The sequence below is a fragment of the Roseateles sp. genome, from assembly GCF_052436255.1.
GTDB lineage: Bacteria > Pseudomonadota > Gammaproteobacteria > Burkholderiales > Burkholderiaceae_C > Pelomonas.
Genome location: NZ_JBQVNP010000128.1, coordinates 1 through 15,273, shown reverse-complemented (window position 1 = coordinate 15,273; position 15,273 = coordinate 1). Strand labels below are relative to the sequence as shown.

At 68.4% G+C, this 15,273-nt stretch carries 12 protein-coding genes; 6 read left to right on the top strand and 6 right to left on the bottom strand.

The features are described from left to right. Positions 1 to 4: 4 nt before the first annotated feature. Positions 5 to 85: a hypothetical protein gene (locus tag ACT6S0_RS21635; RefSeq protein WP_444765836.1), complete on the top strand. Its 81-nt coding sequence runs from the start codon at positions 5 to 7 to the stop codon at positions 83 to 85. Here the strand turns inward: ACT6S0_RS21635 and ACT6S0_RS21630 are convergent. After that, positions 63 to 1,244, bottom strand: coding sequence for a PQQ-dependent sugar dehydrogenase (locus tag ACT6S0_RS21630; protein WP_444765835.1), 1,182 nt, complete (start codon positions 1,242 to 1,244; stop codon positions 63 to 65). The two genes, ACT6S0_RS21635 and ACT6S0_RS21630, sit on opposite strands and share 23 nt — an antisense overlap. A 169-nt stretch (positions 1,245 to 1,413) precedes the next feature. On the opposite strand from ACT6S0_RS21630, the gene tldD reads away from it, so the two are divergent. Together tldD and ACT6S0_RS21620 are read left to right on the top strand one after the other, a co-directional pair. Next, the gene (tldD, locus tag ACT6S0_RS21625) at positions 1,414 to 2,877 is read left to right on the top strand and encodes a metalloprotease TldD (protein WP_444765834.1); all 1,464 of its coding nucleotides are present in this window, start codon (positions 1,414 to 1,416) and stop codon (positions 2,875 to 2,877) included. Positions 2,878 to 3,079: 202 nt separating this feature from the next. Next, complete coding sequence (locus tag ACT6S0_RS21620) at positions 3,080 to 4,207, top strand: 3-deoxy-7-phosphoheptulonate synthase (protein ID WP_444765833.1); 1,128 nt, start codon at positions 3,080 to 3,082, stop codon at positions 4,205 to 4,207. A gap of 25 nt (positions 4,208 to 4,232) precedes the next feature. Here the strand turns inward: ACT6S0_RS21620 and ACT6S0_RS21615 are convergent, their stop codons facing one another. Then, positions 4,233 to 5,204 (bottom strand): hypothetical protein, encoded by a 972-nt coding sequence (locus tag ACT6S0_RS21615; protein WP_444765832.1) that lies wholly within the window; start codon positions 5,202 to 5,204, stop codon positions 4,233 to 4,235. Positions 5,205 to 5,406: 202 nt separating this feature from the next. On the opposite strand from ACT6S0_RS21615, the gene htpG reads away from it, so the two are divergent. Together htpG and ACT6S0_RS21605 are read left to right on the top strand one after the other, a co-directional pair. After that, positions 5,407 to 7,287 carry a molecular chaperone HtpG gene (gene htpG / locus ACT6S0_RS21610; RefSeq protein ID WP_444765831.1) on the top strand — a complete coding sequence of 627 codons (1,881 nt, stop codon included), beginning with the start codon at positions 5,407 to 5,409 and terminating at the stop codon, positions 7,285 to 7,287. Between the two features lie 160 nt (positions 7,288 to 7,447). After that, positions 7,448 to 8,056: a GNAT family N-acetyltransferase gene (locus ACT6S0_RS21605; protein ID WP_444765830.1), complete on the top strand. Its 609-nt coding sequence runs from the start codon at positions 7,448 to 7,450 to the stop codon at positions 8,054 to 8,056. Here the strand turns inward: ACT6S0_RS21605 and ACT6S0_RS21600 are convergent. Genes ACT6S0_RS21600 through ACT6S0_RS21590 form a run of 3 tightly spaced genes read right to left on the bottom strand, consistent with a single transcriptional unit; the run spans position 8,053 to position 13,793 of the window. Then, positions 8,053 to 9,534 carry a M81 family metallopeptidase gene (locus ACT6S0_RS21600; RefSeq protein ID WP_444765829.1) on the bottom strand — a complete coding sequence of 494 codons (1,482 nt, stop codon included), beginning with the start codon at positions 9,532 to 9,534 and terminating at the stop codon, positions 8,053 to 8,055. The two genes, ACT6S0_RS21605 and ACT6S0_RS21600, sit on opposite strands and share 4 nt — an antisense overlap. Before the next feature lie 12 nt (positions 9,535 to 9,546). Then, positions 9,547 to 11,520 carry a serine hydrolase domain-containing protein gene (locus ACT6S0_RS21595; protein WP_444765828.1) on the bottom strand — a complete coding sequence of 658 codons (1,974 nt, stop codon included), beginning with the start codon at positions 11,518 to 11,520 and terminating at the stop codon, positions 9,547 to 9,549. Positions 11,521 to 11,534: 14 nt separating this feature from the next. Then, positions 11,535 to 13,793 carry a TonB-dependent receptor gene (locus ACT6S0_RS21590; protein ID WP_444765827.1) on the bottom strand — a complete coding sequence of 753 codons (2,259 nt, stop codon included), beginning with the start codon at positions 13,791 to 13,793 and terminating at the stop codon, positions 11,535 to 11,537. A gap of 173 nt (positions 13,794 to 13,966) precedes the next feature. Between ACT6S0_RS21590 and ACT6S0_RS21585 the strand changes: the two genes are divergently transcribed. Continuing rightward, positions 13,967 to 14,692 carry a helix-turn-helix domain-containing protein gene (locus ACT6S0_RS21585; RefSeq protein ID WP_444765826.1) on the top strand — a complete coding sequence of 242 codons (726 nt, stop codon included), beginning with the start codon at positions 13,967 to 13,969 and terminating at the stop codon, positions 14,690 to 14,692. On the opposite strand, the gene ACT6S0_RS21580 is transcribed toward ACT6S0_RS21585, so the two are convergent. Beyond that, on the bottom strand, positions 14,679 to 15,273 hold a 595-nt coding region (locus tag ACT6S0_RS21580), incomplete at its 5' end, for a POT-type proton-dependent oligopeptide transporter (RefSeq protein ID WP_444765825.1). The two genes, ACT6S0_RS21585 and ACT6S0_RS21580, sit on opposite strands and share 14 nt — an antisense overlap.

Sequence of the window (15,273 nt, the reverse complement as noted above, 5' to 3'; positions counted from 1 at the left end):
GGCGCTGGCCGCGCAGATCAGCGGCGCGCCGCGCAACCGACTCTACGAGGCCGGCCTGGCGCTCAAGCGCGGCGGCGACGAGTGAGCAAGCCCCCGGCCGCCAGGCCCAGTGCCAGCAGCAGGGCGGATGTGGGCTCGGGCACTGCGGCGGCGAGCAGGTAGATGTTGCCGTTGATGCCCACCGCGTAGAGCGAGCCGTCGCCACCTTCGCCGAAGCTGGTCAGCTGGAAGCCGGCAAAGGGCGAATTCAGCGCCGTGGTGGTCCCGTTGCTGTAGCTCCAGATCGCGCCCTCCACGAAATCGCCAAAGACGTATTTGCCGTTCAGGCTGGCGTCGGCGCCGTAGTAGACATAGCCCCCGATGACGGTGCCGCCGACGTCGCGGCCGTAGTCGAACAGCGGCTCGGTCAGGTTGGGCGGCGCGGGGTCGCTCACATTGGGGTTGTCGATGCTGCCTTCACGGGGGCGCCAGCCATAGTTGGCGCCGCGGCCCAGGCCTGCTGCGGCCGCGGCGAAATTGACTTCCTCGCGAGCGCCCTGGCCCACGTCGCCGATCCACAGGTCCCCCGTCTGGCGGTCGAAGCTGTTGCGGTAGGGGTTGCGCAGACCGTAGGCCCAGATCTCGTCGTTGCCGGCCGTGCCGACGAAGGGGTTGTCCGCCGGCACCGTGTAGCCGCCGTCCGCGCCCGGCGTGACACGCAGCAGCTTGCCCAGGTTGCTGTCGAGATTCTGGGCGTTGTTGTCAGGGTCGTTGCTGCTGCCGCCGTCGCCGGTGGCGATGTAGAGATTGCCCGGATCGGCGGCGCTGAAGCCGATCCAGCCGGCCTTGTGGTTGTTGCGCCCGGCGGGCTGGGCGACGGTGATGATGGTCCTGGCGCTGGCCATGTCGACAGCGCCGGACGAGTTGACGGTGTAGCTCGCGACGACGGTATTCAGCGTTGCCTTGTCGATGTAGTCCACATAGAAGCGGCCGTTGCTGGCGTAGGCGGGGTCGAAGGCCAGGCCGAGCAAGCCGCGCTCGCCGCCGGTGTCGACCAGGGTGGAGAGGTCGAGCCAGGTGGACACGGTGGAGCCCTGCTGCGTCTTGATGAGGCCCCCCTTCTCGACGATGAAGAGACGGCTGTCACCCACCGGTGCGGTCAGGAAGACCGGCTGGGTGTAGCCCGAGCCGACTTGCGTCGCCGCCACGGTGGGGCCGGTTGCGGCGGCGGCGATGACCAGGGATAGCGAGGCAAACGAGCGCATGCGGAGTCTCCAGCGAGTTGTCGGCGGATGCTCGCGGCCGCTGCCCGTGCGCTGCGATCCCTAGTTGGGGCGAACTTGTGATGAGCTGTAAGGGGTCATTTCGCATTGCCCCTGCGCCGGCGTGGTCGTCGCTACCGGCAGGTGCGCCCCAGCTTCCTAGAATCGCCCCATGATCGCCGTCGAACCCACCCTGGCCCGCCTGGCCACCGCCCGCTCGCAACTGCTGGAGCCCTTCGGCCTGACCGAGGCCTCGCTCTCGCAGGCGCTGCGCGTCATCACGGAGCACCGTGTCGACGACGCCGACCTCTACTTCCAGACCACGCGTGCCGAGGGCTGGAGCCTGGAGGAAGGCATCGTCAAGAGTGGCAGCTTCAGCATCGACCAGGGCGTCGGCGTGCGCGCCGTGGCTGGCGAGAAGACGGCGTTTGCCTATTCGGACGACATCTCGCTGGAGTCGCTGCTTGACGCTGCCCGGACCGTGCGCACCATCGCCGCTGCCGGGCAGAGCAGGCGCGTGAAGGTGCCGTCGCAAGGCCGCGTGGCCGGCAGCCGCGAGCTGTATGGCGTGGCCGACCCGATTGCCAGCCTGGACAGCGCCGCCAAGGTCGCGCTGCTGGAGCGCGCCGAGAAGATGGCTCGCGCCAAGGACCCGCGCGTGGCCCAGGTCATGGCTGGCCTGGCGGCCGAGCACGAGGTCGTGCTGATCGCGCGCGCCGACGGCACCATCGCTGCGGACGTGCGGCCACTGGTGCGCCTGTCCATCACCGTCATCGCCGAAAGCAGCGGCCGTCGCGAGGTGGGCAACGGGGGTGGCGGCGGGCGCTTCGGTCTGGCCTATTTCACCGACGAGATGATCGCCAGCTATGTCGAACAGGCGGTCAGCACGGCGCTGACCAACCTGGAAAGCCGCCCCGCGCCCGCCGGCGAGATGGTCGTCGTGGTCGGCCCCGGCTGGCCCGGCGTGCTGTTGCACGAGGCGGTCGGCCACGGCCTGGAAGGCGACTTCAACCGCAAGGGCTCCAGCGCCTTCGCCGGCCGCATTGGTCAGCGCGTGGCCGCCAAGGGAGTGACGGTGCTGGACGACGGCACGCTGCCGGATCGGCGCGGCTCGCTCAACGTCGACGACGAGGGCTGTGCCAGTCAGCGCAATGTGCTGATCGAGGACGGCATCCTCAAGGGCTATATCCAGGACGCGATGAACGCGCGGCTGATGAAGACCGCTCCGACCGGCAACGGCCGCCGCGAGAGCTATGCCCACGTGCCGATGCCGCGCATGACCAACACCTACATGCTGGGCGGCAAGGACGACCCCAAGGAGATCGTCGCCTCGATCAAGAAGGGCCTGTACGCCACCAACTTCGGCGGCGGCCAGGTCGACATCACCAGCGGAAAGTTCGTGTTCTCGGCCAGCGAGGCCTACTGGGTCGAGAACGGCAAGATCCAGTACCCGGTCAAGGGCGCCACCATCATCGGCAACGGCCCTGACGCGCTGACCCGCGTCAGCATGATCGGCAACGACATGGCGCTGGACACCGGCGTGGGCGTCTGCGGCAAGGAGGGTCAGAGCGTGCCGGTGGGCGTGGGACAGCCGACGTTGCGCATCGAAGGGTTGACGGTCGGCGGCACGGCTTGAAAGCCAGGCTTGGCGCTTCACGAATGACGGCGCCGGCCACCGTGCTAGATTCCGCACCCATGTCCCGCGCCGCATTTTTTAGCTTCTGGTTTTTTCCCCGCCCCGGCGGTGGAGAGTCCTGAGCGCGCGCGCTGAACCCAGACTCCCCTGAACCGCCGGGCCCCAAAAGCCCGGCGGTTTTTTCATTTCCGAGGTGCAAACGATGAACGCCAAAGTCTCGACTGTCGAACCCGAAGCCCAGCGCTGGTACTCCCAGGACGACAAGACCAGCGCCACCGACGACGAGCGCATCGTCGACGTGACGCCACTGCCGCCGCCGGAGCACCTGATTCGTTTCTTCCCCATCCGCGGCACGGCGATGGAGACGCTGATCGGCCAGACCCGCCAGCGCATCCGCCGGGTCATGAGCGGCGAAGACGACCGCCTGCTCGTCGTCATCGGCCCCTGTTCCATCCACGACCCGGTCGCCGCGCTGGAGTACGCCAGGAAGCTCAAAGCCGAGCGCGAGAAGTACGCCGACACGCTGGAGATCGTGATGCGTGTCTACTTCGAGAAGCCGCGCACCACGGTGGGCTGGAAGGGCCTCATCAACGACCCCTACCTGGACGAAAGCTACCGCATCGACGAGGGCCTGCGCATTGCCCGCCAGTTGCTGCTGGAGATCAACCGACTGGGCGTGCCGGCCGGCAGCGAGTTCCTCGACGTGATCTCGCCGCAGTACATCGGCGACCTGATCGCCTGGGGCGCCATCGGTGCGCGCACGACCGAGAGCCAGGTGCACCGCGAGCTGGCCTCGGGCCTGTCGGCACCGATCGGCTTCAAGAACGGCACCGACGGCAACATCAAGATCGCCACCGACGCCATCCAGGCCGCCGCGCGCGGCCACCATTTCCTGTCCGTCCACAAGAACGGTCAGGTCGCCATCGTCGAGACGCGTGGCAACGAGGACTGCCACGTCATCCTGCGCGGCGGCAAGGCGCCGAACTACGACGCGCAGAACGTGGCTGCGGCCTGCGCCGATCTAGCCAAGTCCAAGCTGCCGCAGCGGCTGATGGTGGACTGCTCGCATGCCAACTCCAGCAAGCAGCATCTGCGCCAGGTGGATGTGGCGCGTGACATCGCCGGCCAGCTGCGCGAAGGCAACCGGAGCATCTTCGGCGTCATGGTGGAAAGCCACCTCCACGACGGCGCCCAGAAGTTCACCCCGGGGCAGGACGACGCGGCGAAGCTGGAATACGGCAAGAGCATCACCGACGCCTGCCTGGGCTGGGACGACTCTCTCGCTGTGCTGGAGGTACTCGCCGAAGCCGTGCAGGCTCGCCGGCGCTGAAGCGGCCCACACGACGCGCGCCGTGTCAGCGGTGCCGCCGGCGTGCCATCCAGGGGAGCAGCATCAGTGCACCCCCCAACATCAGCGCGGAAGCGGGCTCGGGCACGGCACTGGTGAACGGCTGGGCGTAGTCGTATCCGCTGCCGCTGCTCCAGGCGCTGAACGCAACTGGTTGCCCCAGGGTGTCTGTCACGCCTTGGATGCCCGCCCAGGCGAAAGTGTGCGAGAGGTCGGTCGTGAAAGCTGCGGTTGCTTCCGGGAAGGCATAGCCGACGTTGCTCTGGGACGTGGCCGTGGCGCCGAACCGCAGATTGATGGGTGTGCCGAAAGCGAAGCTCAAGGTATAGCTGTGCAATCCCAGCGTCCCGTTGCCGCTCTCGATGGTCGGTGTGCCCGCCCCGCGTGTGAAATAGCGGTCACCATGCCACGCTGCCGAGGTGGGTTGGGGCGCAGACGGCAGGTAGCCGGTCGTGAGCGAGAAGTCGGCCGTCCATTGGCCGACAACCCCGTACTGGCCGGTGCCGCCGCCTCCAAGTGACCCGTCCGTCCAGATGGAGAAGGTAAGCGTCCCGAGCGCACCGTTGCCGCAAACGCTCAACTGCTGGCAGGAAGTCGCCACGATGACGAATGCATCATCCAGACTGGCGCCCGCACTGGCGTTGCCCTGGGCGGACATCGCGGCGCCGTTGCTGCTGGCGAGTTCCACCGACGTGCTCGCCGCCAGGCGCAAGCCACCCGGCAGTGCATACGCAAACGCCGACGCGCCGGCCCGCCCGGTCGAAACGGCAGTGCCACCTCCAGCGGATTGCGTGACGGCCGACTGGGTGGTGACCGAGCGCGGGTCGGCACCGACTTCCGACTTGTAATCCGTTGGCCCAGAAAGGCTGATGGTGCCGCTGGACGATTGCGACGTGGCGACGAATTTCGAGGCGACCGCCGGTGCGGCCATGCAGGTGGCCAGGGCCAGGGCGGTGAGGCGTTTGGAAAAATGCTTCATACAACTCCGGGGTGGCTGGGGACTGCAGGGGCTGGGATGAGGCTGGGATGATAGGAAGGCTGCGGCGCGGTAGGAAGCAAGGAGGGCCTGCGGACGAGGGCGCGCATGCCCCTGATTTGCGGGGGGTCTTGAACTCGCGGCGGCACCACCCATATGGCGGCCGTGCCGGCGCGCCGTGCCGGAGTCAACCTCTGATCGCTCCATGACCAAACAAACCCACGCCTTCCAGGCTGAAGTCAAGCAGATCCTGCACCTCGTCACGCACTCGCTGTATTCCAACAAGGAAATCTTCCTGCGCGAGCTGGTCAGCAATGCCAGCGACGCCTGCGACAAGCTGCGCTTCGAGGCGCTGGACAACGCGGCGCTGTTCGAAGACAACCCCAACCTGGAAGTGCGCGTCAGCTTCGACGAAGAAGCCAAGACGCTGACCATCAGCGACAACGGCATCGGCATGAGCGCCGAGGAGGCCGCCTCCCACCTGGGCACCATCGCCAAGAGCGGCACGCGCGAGTTCATGGCCAAGCTCGAAGGCGACCAGAAGAAGGACGCTCAGCTGATCGGCCAGTTCGGTGTGGGCTTCTACTCGGGCTTCATCGTCGCCGACCGCATCGCCGTCGAGACCCGCCGCGCCGGGCTGCCGGCCGACCAGGGCGTGCGCTGGAGCAGCGAAGGCACCGGCGAATACGAGCTGGAGACCATCACCAAGCCGGGCCGCGGCACCGACGTCATCCTGCACTTGCGCGAGGGCGAGGAGGAGTTCCTCAGGACCTGGCGCGTCAAGTCGACCATCGCCAAGTACAGCGACCACATCTCCCTGCCCATCCTGATGAAGAAGGAGACCTGGGACGCGGACGCCGCCAAGCAGGTGGTCACCGATGAATGGGAGCCGGTCAACAAGGCCTCGGCGCTCTGGAGCCGCAGCAAGAGCGAGATCACGGAAGAGCAGTACCAGGAGTTCTACAAGCAGATCAGCCACGACAGCGAGGCGCCGCTGGCCTACACGCACAACCGCGTCGAGGGCCGCAGCGAATACACCCAGCTGCTCTATATCCCCGCCAAGGCACCCTTCGACCTGTGGAACCGCGACAAGCGCGGCGGCGTGAAGCTTTACGTCAAGCGCGTCTTCATCATGGACGACGCAGAAGCCTTGATGCCGGTCTACCTGCGGTTCGTGAAGGGCGTCATCGACTCGGCCGACCTGCCGCTGAATGTCAGCCGCGAACTGCTGCAGGAAAGCCGCGACGTGAAGGCCATCCGCGAGGGCTCGACCAAGCGCGTGCTCGGCATGCTCGAGAGCCTGGCCAACAGCGAGGAGCAGGCCGACAAGGACAAGTACGCTGCCTTCTGGACCGACTTCGGCCAGGTGCTGAAGGAAGGCATCGGTGAGGACCACCAGAACCAGGAGCGCCTGGCCAAGCTGTTCCGCTTTGCGTCCACGCATGCCGACGCGAATGTGAGCCTCGCGGACTATGTGGGCCGCATGAAGGAAGGCCAGGAGGTCATCTACTACATCACCGCCGACAGCCTGGCCGCCGCCAAGCACAGCCCGCAGCTGGAGATCTTCCGCAAGAAGGGCATCGAGGTGCTGCTGCTGGTGGATCGTGTGGACGAATGGATGTTGAGCCACCTCTACGAATTCGACGGCAAAACGCTGCAGTCCGTCGCCAAGGGCGCCGTCGACCTCGGCAAATTGCTCGACGAAGAAGAGAAGAAGAAGGCCGACGAGACCGCCGAGAGCCTGAAGCCGCTGCTGGACAAGCTCAAGGACGCGCTCAAGGACCGGGCCAAGGACGTGCGCGTGACGACCCGCCTGGTCGACTCGCCTGCCTGCATCGTCGTGGAAGAGGGCGACATGAGCGGCCACCTCGCGCGTCTGCTCAAGCAGGCCGGCCAGACCGCGCCCGAATCCAAGCCGACGCTGGAGATCAACGCCGAACACGCCCTGGTCAAGAAGCTCGATGGCAGCGACCACTTCGACGATCTGGCCCAGGTGCTGTTCGACCAGGCCGTGCTGGCCGAGGGTGGCCACCTTGAGGATCCGGCCGCCTATGTCCGCCGCGTCAACGCGCTGCTGACGGGTTGAGCGTCACGGCGCCAGGCCCATGACGGGCCTGGCGCCGTCGGCGGCCTGCCCTCTTTACGTGGTTTTGTGACGGTTTTGCGACAACTCCCGGACTCCGGGCTTTCGCCATGAGCGGCTCGCGGCTACCCTCCTAGGGTTTTTACCGATCCCTGTGAGCTACATGGTCCAGAGTGAGTTTAGTGAGGCCGTCGCCGCCGTGCCGGCAGCCATGGTCACCCGCCGCTTGGTGCTGCGCCCGCCTCGGGAAGGCGATCTGGACATCCTGACCGGCCTGAATGCCGACCCAGCGGTGAACCGCTTCTGCGCCGCGGCCACGCCGCATGGCCGCGCGGCCACCGAAGCCCAGCTCCTGGCCTGGATCAGCCATTGGCAGGCGCGCGGCTTCGGCCACTGGGCCATCGCCGAACGTGAGCAGCCCGACAGCCTGATCGGCTTCGGCGGGCTGATGCACCGCAGCGTGGCCGGCCATGTGGGCCTCTATCTGTACTACCGTATCAAGCCCCAGGCATGGGGCCGTGGCTTGGCGTCGGAGATGGCGCAGTACGCGTTCACGCAGGCTTTCGAGCAGCACCGCGAACCCTCCGTCGTTGCCGCGGTGCTGCCGAGCAATGCCCCCACGCGCAGGACACTGGAGGGCCTGGGCCTGCGCCTCAAGGGCAGCCTGGCCGACGGCCCGGGCAGCGCCGCAGCCCTGCTTTACGAACTGGGCGCCAACCGTTGGGCGTCCCTGCCGCGCTGCGAGCCCGAAGCAATCGCCTTTGCCGCTTAGTCCAGTGGCCAGATGGGCCGCGGCAGATGACGGTAGGGCAGCCTGCCCAGATCTGAAGCCAGGCTGCCCGGCGTGTCTGCATACACGACCGCCGCCGCCATCGCATCGAATCCGGATCGGAAGTGCTGCGTCGACTTGACGACGAGCAGCCGCTGGGTCGTGGGGTCAACGCCCAGTTCGGTGAAGCAGGCCGGCGAGAACACCTGCTGGCGGATGCTGTTGAGCACGATGTCGATGCCCCGGGCTCGCACCGCCACGGCGGGGCCCAGCGGATCGGTGCCGCCGGGTGTCAGGCTGCGCTGACGCGCGTCGCTGCGGCAGGCCAGCACTTCGACGTCCAGGTCCACCGGGTCGCCCGACATCGGGCCGACCTTGCCTCCGATGCGTAGCGGCAGCCGCGCGCCGACGCCAGCCGACGTCGCGATGGCCACGGCCTGCGGGTCCCAGATCATGCCGAGCGCGACACCCTGGATGCCGCGGTCCAGCAGCGCTCGCAGCACGAAGGTGCTGTCGCCCGCCGCGCCGCCACCGGCGTTGTCGGCCGTGTCGGCCAGCACCACCGGGCGGCCCTGCGCCTGCTGCATGGCGGCCACCGCCTCGTCCAGCGCCAATTGCAACGGCAGGCGGTTGGCGGCAGCGCGCTTGCGAAGGCCGTAGAAGGTCTCGGCGAGTTCGCCCAGCAGCTGCGCGGCGGCCTTGCGCGCAGCCGGGGTGTCCTGGGCCAGCACCAGCACGGCGGCGCTGGTGTACGGCGTGTCCGACCACGCAAAGCCGTGCAGCACCGACACCGACATCACGCCTGGTACCGTCTGCTCGCTGGCCTGCAGCTGAAGGACGAAGTCGCGCATCGGCGGCTGCGTCGTGCCGAAGATGCCCAGCATGGGCACGCGCTGCCATTGCGCACGGATCGCCAGCTCGCCGCGTGCCATCGCGCTGAGCAGCGTGTGCAGCTCCTCGCCGCGGGCGGCGTAGTCGATGTGCGGGTACTCCTTGCACGCCACCAGCACGGCGCCCGACTCGACCATGGCCGGGCTCAGGTTGCAGTGCAGGTCCAGCAGCGCGCCCACCGGCACCGCGGGGCCGACGACGTCGCGCACCCGCAGCAGCAGGTCGCCCTCGCAGTCGTGATAGCCCTCGGCCAGCATGGCGCCGTGCAGCACCAGCAGCACGGCGTCGACCGCGCCCAGGCTGAGGCTTGCCCGCAGGTCGGCCAGCAGCTCGTCGCGCAGCCGCTCGTAGTCGGCGCGCGACAGCGGCCCGGACGGCTGCGCCTCGGCATACAGCCCCGGCAGCAGCGTGTCGCCGTGGCGCGCCGCGGCGTCGATGACACCCATCAGGTTGGGTTGCGCCGTCACCTGCTGCAGCGCCTGTGGGTCGGTGCGCCGGATGAGCACGCCGTCGCGGAAGGACTGCACGCTGGTCGGCAGTGGCGAGAAGCTGCTGGTCTCGTGCACCAGCCCGCCGAGGAAGAGTCTCATGTCGGGCCTGCGTCAATAGTTCTGGTTGAAGCCGATCAGGTGGTGGTGCATCGCCACGATCAGCAGCACGGCGAAAGACAGCAACCAGCTGATGGCGAGCGCCTTGGCCCACTTGTCGCCCACCTTCAGCGCGCTGCGCGCATGCAGGCCCGCCGCAACCAGGCCGCCGATGGCGGACACCGCCAGCGTCAGCTGCGCGATGGGCAGCAGCACGCTCGCATCGCCCAGGCTCTCCAGCAGCGCCACCACCCAAGCCCACAGGCCCAACGCCACCAGAGCCAGCACGCTGGCGCCGCGCACCCACGTCACCTGCCTGGGCGGTGGCATTGCCACCTGGTGACGGCGGCGCAGCACCGCGGCAACCGGCCACAGCAGCGTCGTCAGCAGCAGCGCGGCGATGGCCAGTCCCGCCAGCACCAGCACCGTCGGGCTGGCCATGAAGGGCACCGGCTCGAAGATGAAGGCGAAGACAAACGGCTCCAGGCCCCAGTGTTTGATCTGGCCGTTCTCCGCCACCGCCTGCAGGCGGCGCTTGCCGTGCTCCTCCTCCCAAAGATAGGGCTTCACCTCACGGTAGGTGCTGCGTGCGCCGGCCAGGTCAATGCTCAGGCGGCCATCCTCCAGCGCCTGCACCTTCAGCGGGCTCAGCAGCTGCAGCACCGACAGCCAGGTCGAGTCCTCGCGGCGCGTGTTGCGGTAGGCGCCGGCCATCTGCCGGGCATGCTGCCTGGCGGTGGCGTGGTCCACCTCCGGCTTGGTGGCCGGGCGGGTGTCGGGCAGGTAGCGGTCGGCAAAGGCCTCGAACAACTTGTCGCGCAGCCAGGCGCCCTGGCGTTCGTGCCCGGCGCCGTTGACCGACACATACAGGCCGATGCCGTCGTCCACGAACAGCAGCAAGTCGCTGTGAAAGAGCACCGTGTCGCCGCCATGCGCCAGCACGCGGCGGCCGTTGATGTTCTGCTCGTAAAAGCCCAGTCCGATGCCCGAGAGCGCAGGCAGCGGCCGTGTCAGCTGGCCGAACATCTGCTTGACCGTCTCGGGCTTGAGGATCTGTGCCCCACCTTGCCCGTCCGCCAACTTGCCCTGCTGCAGCATCGCCAGCATGAAGCGGCCCATGTCGCTGCCCGGCGCCGACATGCTGCCGGCCGGCGGCATGCTGATGATCTCGAAGCCCTTGGGCTTGTCGTCCCAGGTCATGTAGCCCTGCGACATCTGCGGCTGCAGCGTCGGCGGCAGCGGCTGGCGGAAGGTCGACTGCTTCATGCCCAGCGGCCCGAAGACCTGCTGGTCCATGTAGTCGTCGAAGGACTTGCCGCTGGCGCGCTGCACGATGTAGCCGGCCAGCGCGGTCGCGTAGTTGGAGTAGCCGGGCGTCGTGCCGGGGTCGTAGACATATGGCGGCACATAGCTCTTGAGCACCTTGCCGAGGTCGGGCCCCGGCCTGTCGTAGGTGAGCAGGTCGCGGGCCGTTTCCTCGAAGCCCGTCGTGTGCGTCAGCACGTGCCGCAGCGTCAGCGCCTTGCCGTTGCGGCCGGGGATCGTGAAATCCAGGTATTTGTTCAGGTCGGCGTCCAGGTCCAGCTTGCCCCGCTCGACGAGCTGCATGACCGCCGTCCATGTGAACAGCTTGGACACCGATCCGGGGCGGAACAGCGTCTTGTGCGGGTCGACGGGCAGGCGCTTGTCCCAGTCGGCATAGCCATAGCCCTTCTGCAGCAGCGGCTGGCCGTCCTTGACGAGGACGACCACGGCGCCCGGCACGCGCGCGGTGCGCAGCGCGGTGGGCATCAGGCCGTCGATGAAGGCCTCGGCATCAGCGGCGGTCAGCGCGACGCCCGCCTGGGGCGACGGCCGGGCTGCCGAGGCATCGGGCGCAGTGACTGCGGCTGGCGGCGTCAGGGCGGGCGCGGGCCCGGTCTGGGCCCAGGCGGGTGCCATGGCCAGCGCCAGGGCCAGCGCATGCAGGCGGGTGAGCAGGGTCTTCATGCGGGTTCCCGGGGTCAGAAGCTCAAGGTCAGGTTGGCGCCCAGCGTGCGTGGCGCCACGGTGGTCACGTTCAGCGGCAGGCCGAAGGCGGTCAACGCCGTGTCGGCACCGAGGATGGCGCGCTTGTCGGTCAGGTTGCGCACGAAGGCGGCCAGCTGCCAGCGGCCGATCTCCAGCCCCCATTGCGCGTCCACCAGCGTGTAGCCGGGCTGGCTGAAGTTGGGCACCGAGCTGCCGGTCGAATCGAAGCCGGCGTTGCGCTGGCCGACGCGGCGTACATTCAGGCCGGCATAGGACGGCTGGCCGGCCAGCTCGAAGGCATGACGCACGCCGAGCGTGAACGCCAGCTTGGCGGTGTTGGGCAGGCGCGAGCCGGCGGGGCCCAGCGCGGGCGCGTCCTCGGTCAGCTTGGGGTCGGTCCAGGCTAGGCTGCCCTCCAGGTTCCAGTGCGCATCCACCTTGTAGCGGGCGGCCAGTTCCAGCCCGCGCACGCGCGCCTTGCCGGCGTTGACGACGATGGTGCTGGCGCCCAGCGCCTTGGGTTGCTGCATGTCCTTCCAGAGGATGTTGAACAGCGCGGCCTCCAGGTTCAGCCGCTTGTCCAGCAGGTCGGCCTTGTAGCCCAGCTCGTAGCTCCACAGCGTGTCGTGGCCGAAAGTCTTGGGTGTGTCGGGGATGACCTGGCCGTTGGCGTCGATGGCCGGTGAGTTGGGGCCGCCCGGCCGGTAGCCGCTGGCGGCGCGGAAGTAGACGTTGCTCGTCTTGTCGAGGGCGTAGCGCAGTGTGGCGAGATAGGTCCTGGCCGTGTCGTCGCTGGGTGCCGATGAATTCAGCGCGTCGTTGATGAAGACGGTGTAGACCTGATCGTTCTCCGCCACGCGGGCGCCCAGCGTCACCGACCACGCCGGGCTGGGGTTCCAGGTCACGTCGCCGTACAGGGCGCGCTCGCGGTACTCGGAGGGCTGGCCGGTCGTCGTCAGCGTCATGTCGCCGCCACCGCCGGCCACCTGTGCCCACAGACGTTGACCGACATGGCCGGTCTCCTTGGTGCGGTAGTAGCCCAGCAGCCATTCGACGACGCCGCGTTGCGAGGTCAGGCGCAGCTCCTGCGTCTGCTTGCGCAGGCCATAGGCGTTGTTGAGCGCGACGAAGTCGAAGGCCGGGTTGTTGCCCAGCAGCGCCGTGGCGTCCTGGCCGGTGGCGCCGTCCTGGCGCTGCGTCGACGCGATGGCGTTGAAGCGCGCCCAGCCAAGGTCGTACTCGAAGTCGGCCGAGCTGAGCCGTGTCTTGAGGCGGTAGGCCTCGCCCGTGTCGAGGTGGCGCGTCAGGTCGCCGTAGATCGGCGCGCCCTTGGTGGCGTCGTACTCGACGACGTTCAGGCCGTTGCGCTGGATCTCCTGCTGCGTGTGGGCCAGGCGCAGCTTCATCCTGGACACGGGCTCGATCAGCACCGACACCCGTGCGCCGCGTGTTCTGCCGTCGTTGACATGCTCGGCCGCGGCCTTGCCCACGGCGTTGATGTAGCCGCCCTCCTGGTCGTTGAAGGCCGCCACGCGCACGGCGGCCACGTCCTGGCTCAGCGGCACGTTGAGCACCGCATGCTCCGTGTGGCCCAGCGCGCCGCCGCGGGCCTGGCGCACGCCCAGGCCGAGCTTGCCGGAGAACTGCGAGCTGTCGGGCTCGTTGGTCACGTACTTCAGCAGGCCGCCCATCGCGCCGGCGCCATACAGCGTGCCCTGCGGGCCGCGCAGCACCTCGATGTGCCGCAGGTCCAGCAGCGACAGGTCCAGCGCCGTGTTGGCGCCGCCGACGAAGGCGCTGCTGGAGCCGAAGGCCACCTCGTCGACATACATGCCGACGGTGGCGATCTGCTGCTCGCCGACGCTGACGCCGCGCATCGTCACGGCGCCGCGCCCCGGGCCGCCGGAGGTCTTCACATCCACGCCCGGCAGGCCGCCCACGTAGTCGGCCAGCGACGCGGCACCGCCGCGCTCCATCGCCTCGGCGCCCAGCGTCTCCACACGCAGCGGCACGTCGCGCACCGGCTCGCGGCGGCGCGTGGCCGTGACGGTCACGACATCGAGCTTCTCGACCTCGCGCTCGGCCCGGGTGTCGGTGGCCGGCGCGGCGGGCTGCGCCCACAGCGGCGACGTGCACAGCGCCGCAAGGCCGGGCACGAGCAGGGCCGCAAGCCGGTGACGCCGGAAGTGCTGGTGGCACCGCAGGCGTCCGAGTGGCGTGCCGAGAGGAGCAAAGCGGGTGGACCGGCTCATCGCATCTCCTGAGTCAGGGGGTTGGGTTGCTTGATGAATGAAGTTTCCATTTTGGAAAAATCTTTCCCATCGGTGTAAACCTTAGATGAAATGACAAGTGGGCCTAGGGGCAAGCGAGAGGGCGGGCCGGCGCAGGCCGTGGCCTAAGATCGAATCGCACTTCCCCCAGCGAAATGGCCACCTCCCTCATCACTCCCGGCGAACACATCCGCAGCGTCCGCAAGCGGCTCGGCCTGACCCTGAGCCAGGTGGGCGAGCGCACCGGCCTGGCGGTCTCAACGTTGTCCAAATTGGAAAAAGGCAACGTCTCGCTGTCCTACGACAAGCTGATGCTGCTCAGCCGCGGCCTGGGCGTGGACATGGCCGAGCTGCTGCACGACACCCAGGGCGCCCGCCCCGCGCCCAGTGGCGGCGGTCGGCGCGTGGTGCACCGCGCGGGCGAGGGGCAGGTGGTGGACACGCAGAGCTACAAGCAGACATACCTCGCGTCCGAGCTGCTCAACAAGCGCTTCACGCCGCTGATCGCCGAGGTGCGGGCGCGCACGCTGGAGGAGTTCAAGGCGGAGTTCGGCGACCTGATCCGCCACCCGGGCGAGGAGTTCGCCTTCGTCATCGAGGGCGAAGTCGCCTTCCACTCCGAGTTGTACGCGCCCGTCACGCTGAGGCCGGGCGATTCGATCTTCTTCGACAGCGAAATGGGCCACGCCTACCTGAAGGCGTCGGAAGGCACCTGCCGCCTGGTCGCGACCTGCGCGCCTCGCAATGGCCAGGACGAGATGACTCAGCACTTCGTCGAGGCCTCGCAGCGCCTGGCTGCGCCGGCGACAAAGCCCGCGCCCCCCGCCAAGGCGACGCGGGCCGTCAAGCCCAAGGCCAAGCCCAGGGTTACGCGGCGTTAGCCCTGGCTTCCTCGACGCGCCGGAGCAGTGGCCGCAATGTGAACAGCGCCAGCGCGGCGGCGCCGGTGATTCCGGCCAGCAGCACGAAGAAGCCCGCGGCGCCCAGCGGCGCCATGTAGCGCCCCACCACACCCGACAGCAAGTTGCCGCCGAATGAGGCCAGGAACCAGGCCGCGATGATGGTCGCGCCCATGCCCGTGGGCGCGAGGCGAGCGAACAGGCCCAGCCCCACCGGCAGGATGTAGAGCTCCGCCAGCGTGTAGACCGCGAAGAAGGCTGCCACCCAGCCCATGTTCACCGGCGCGCTGCCATGCGAGGCAGCCAGCAGCGCGAGCATCAGGTAGGCCAGCGCCACGCCGGCTGCGCCCAGGGCCATCTTGGCCAGCGACGAGGGCTCGCGCCCGCGCTGCGCCGCACGCCGCCAGCCGGCCACGACGAAGGGTGTGAACAGGAAGACCAACAGCGGGTTGAGCGACTGCATCCAGGTGACCGGCACCGTCATGCCCCAGGCCACGCGGTCGACGCTGGCTTCGGCCCAGACGGCCAGCGTGTTGCCGCTCTGCTCGTAGCCGGCGCGGAAC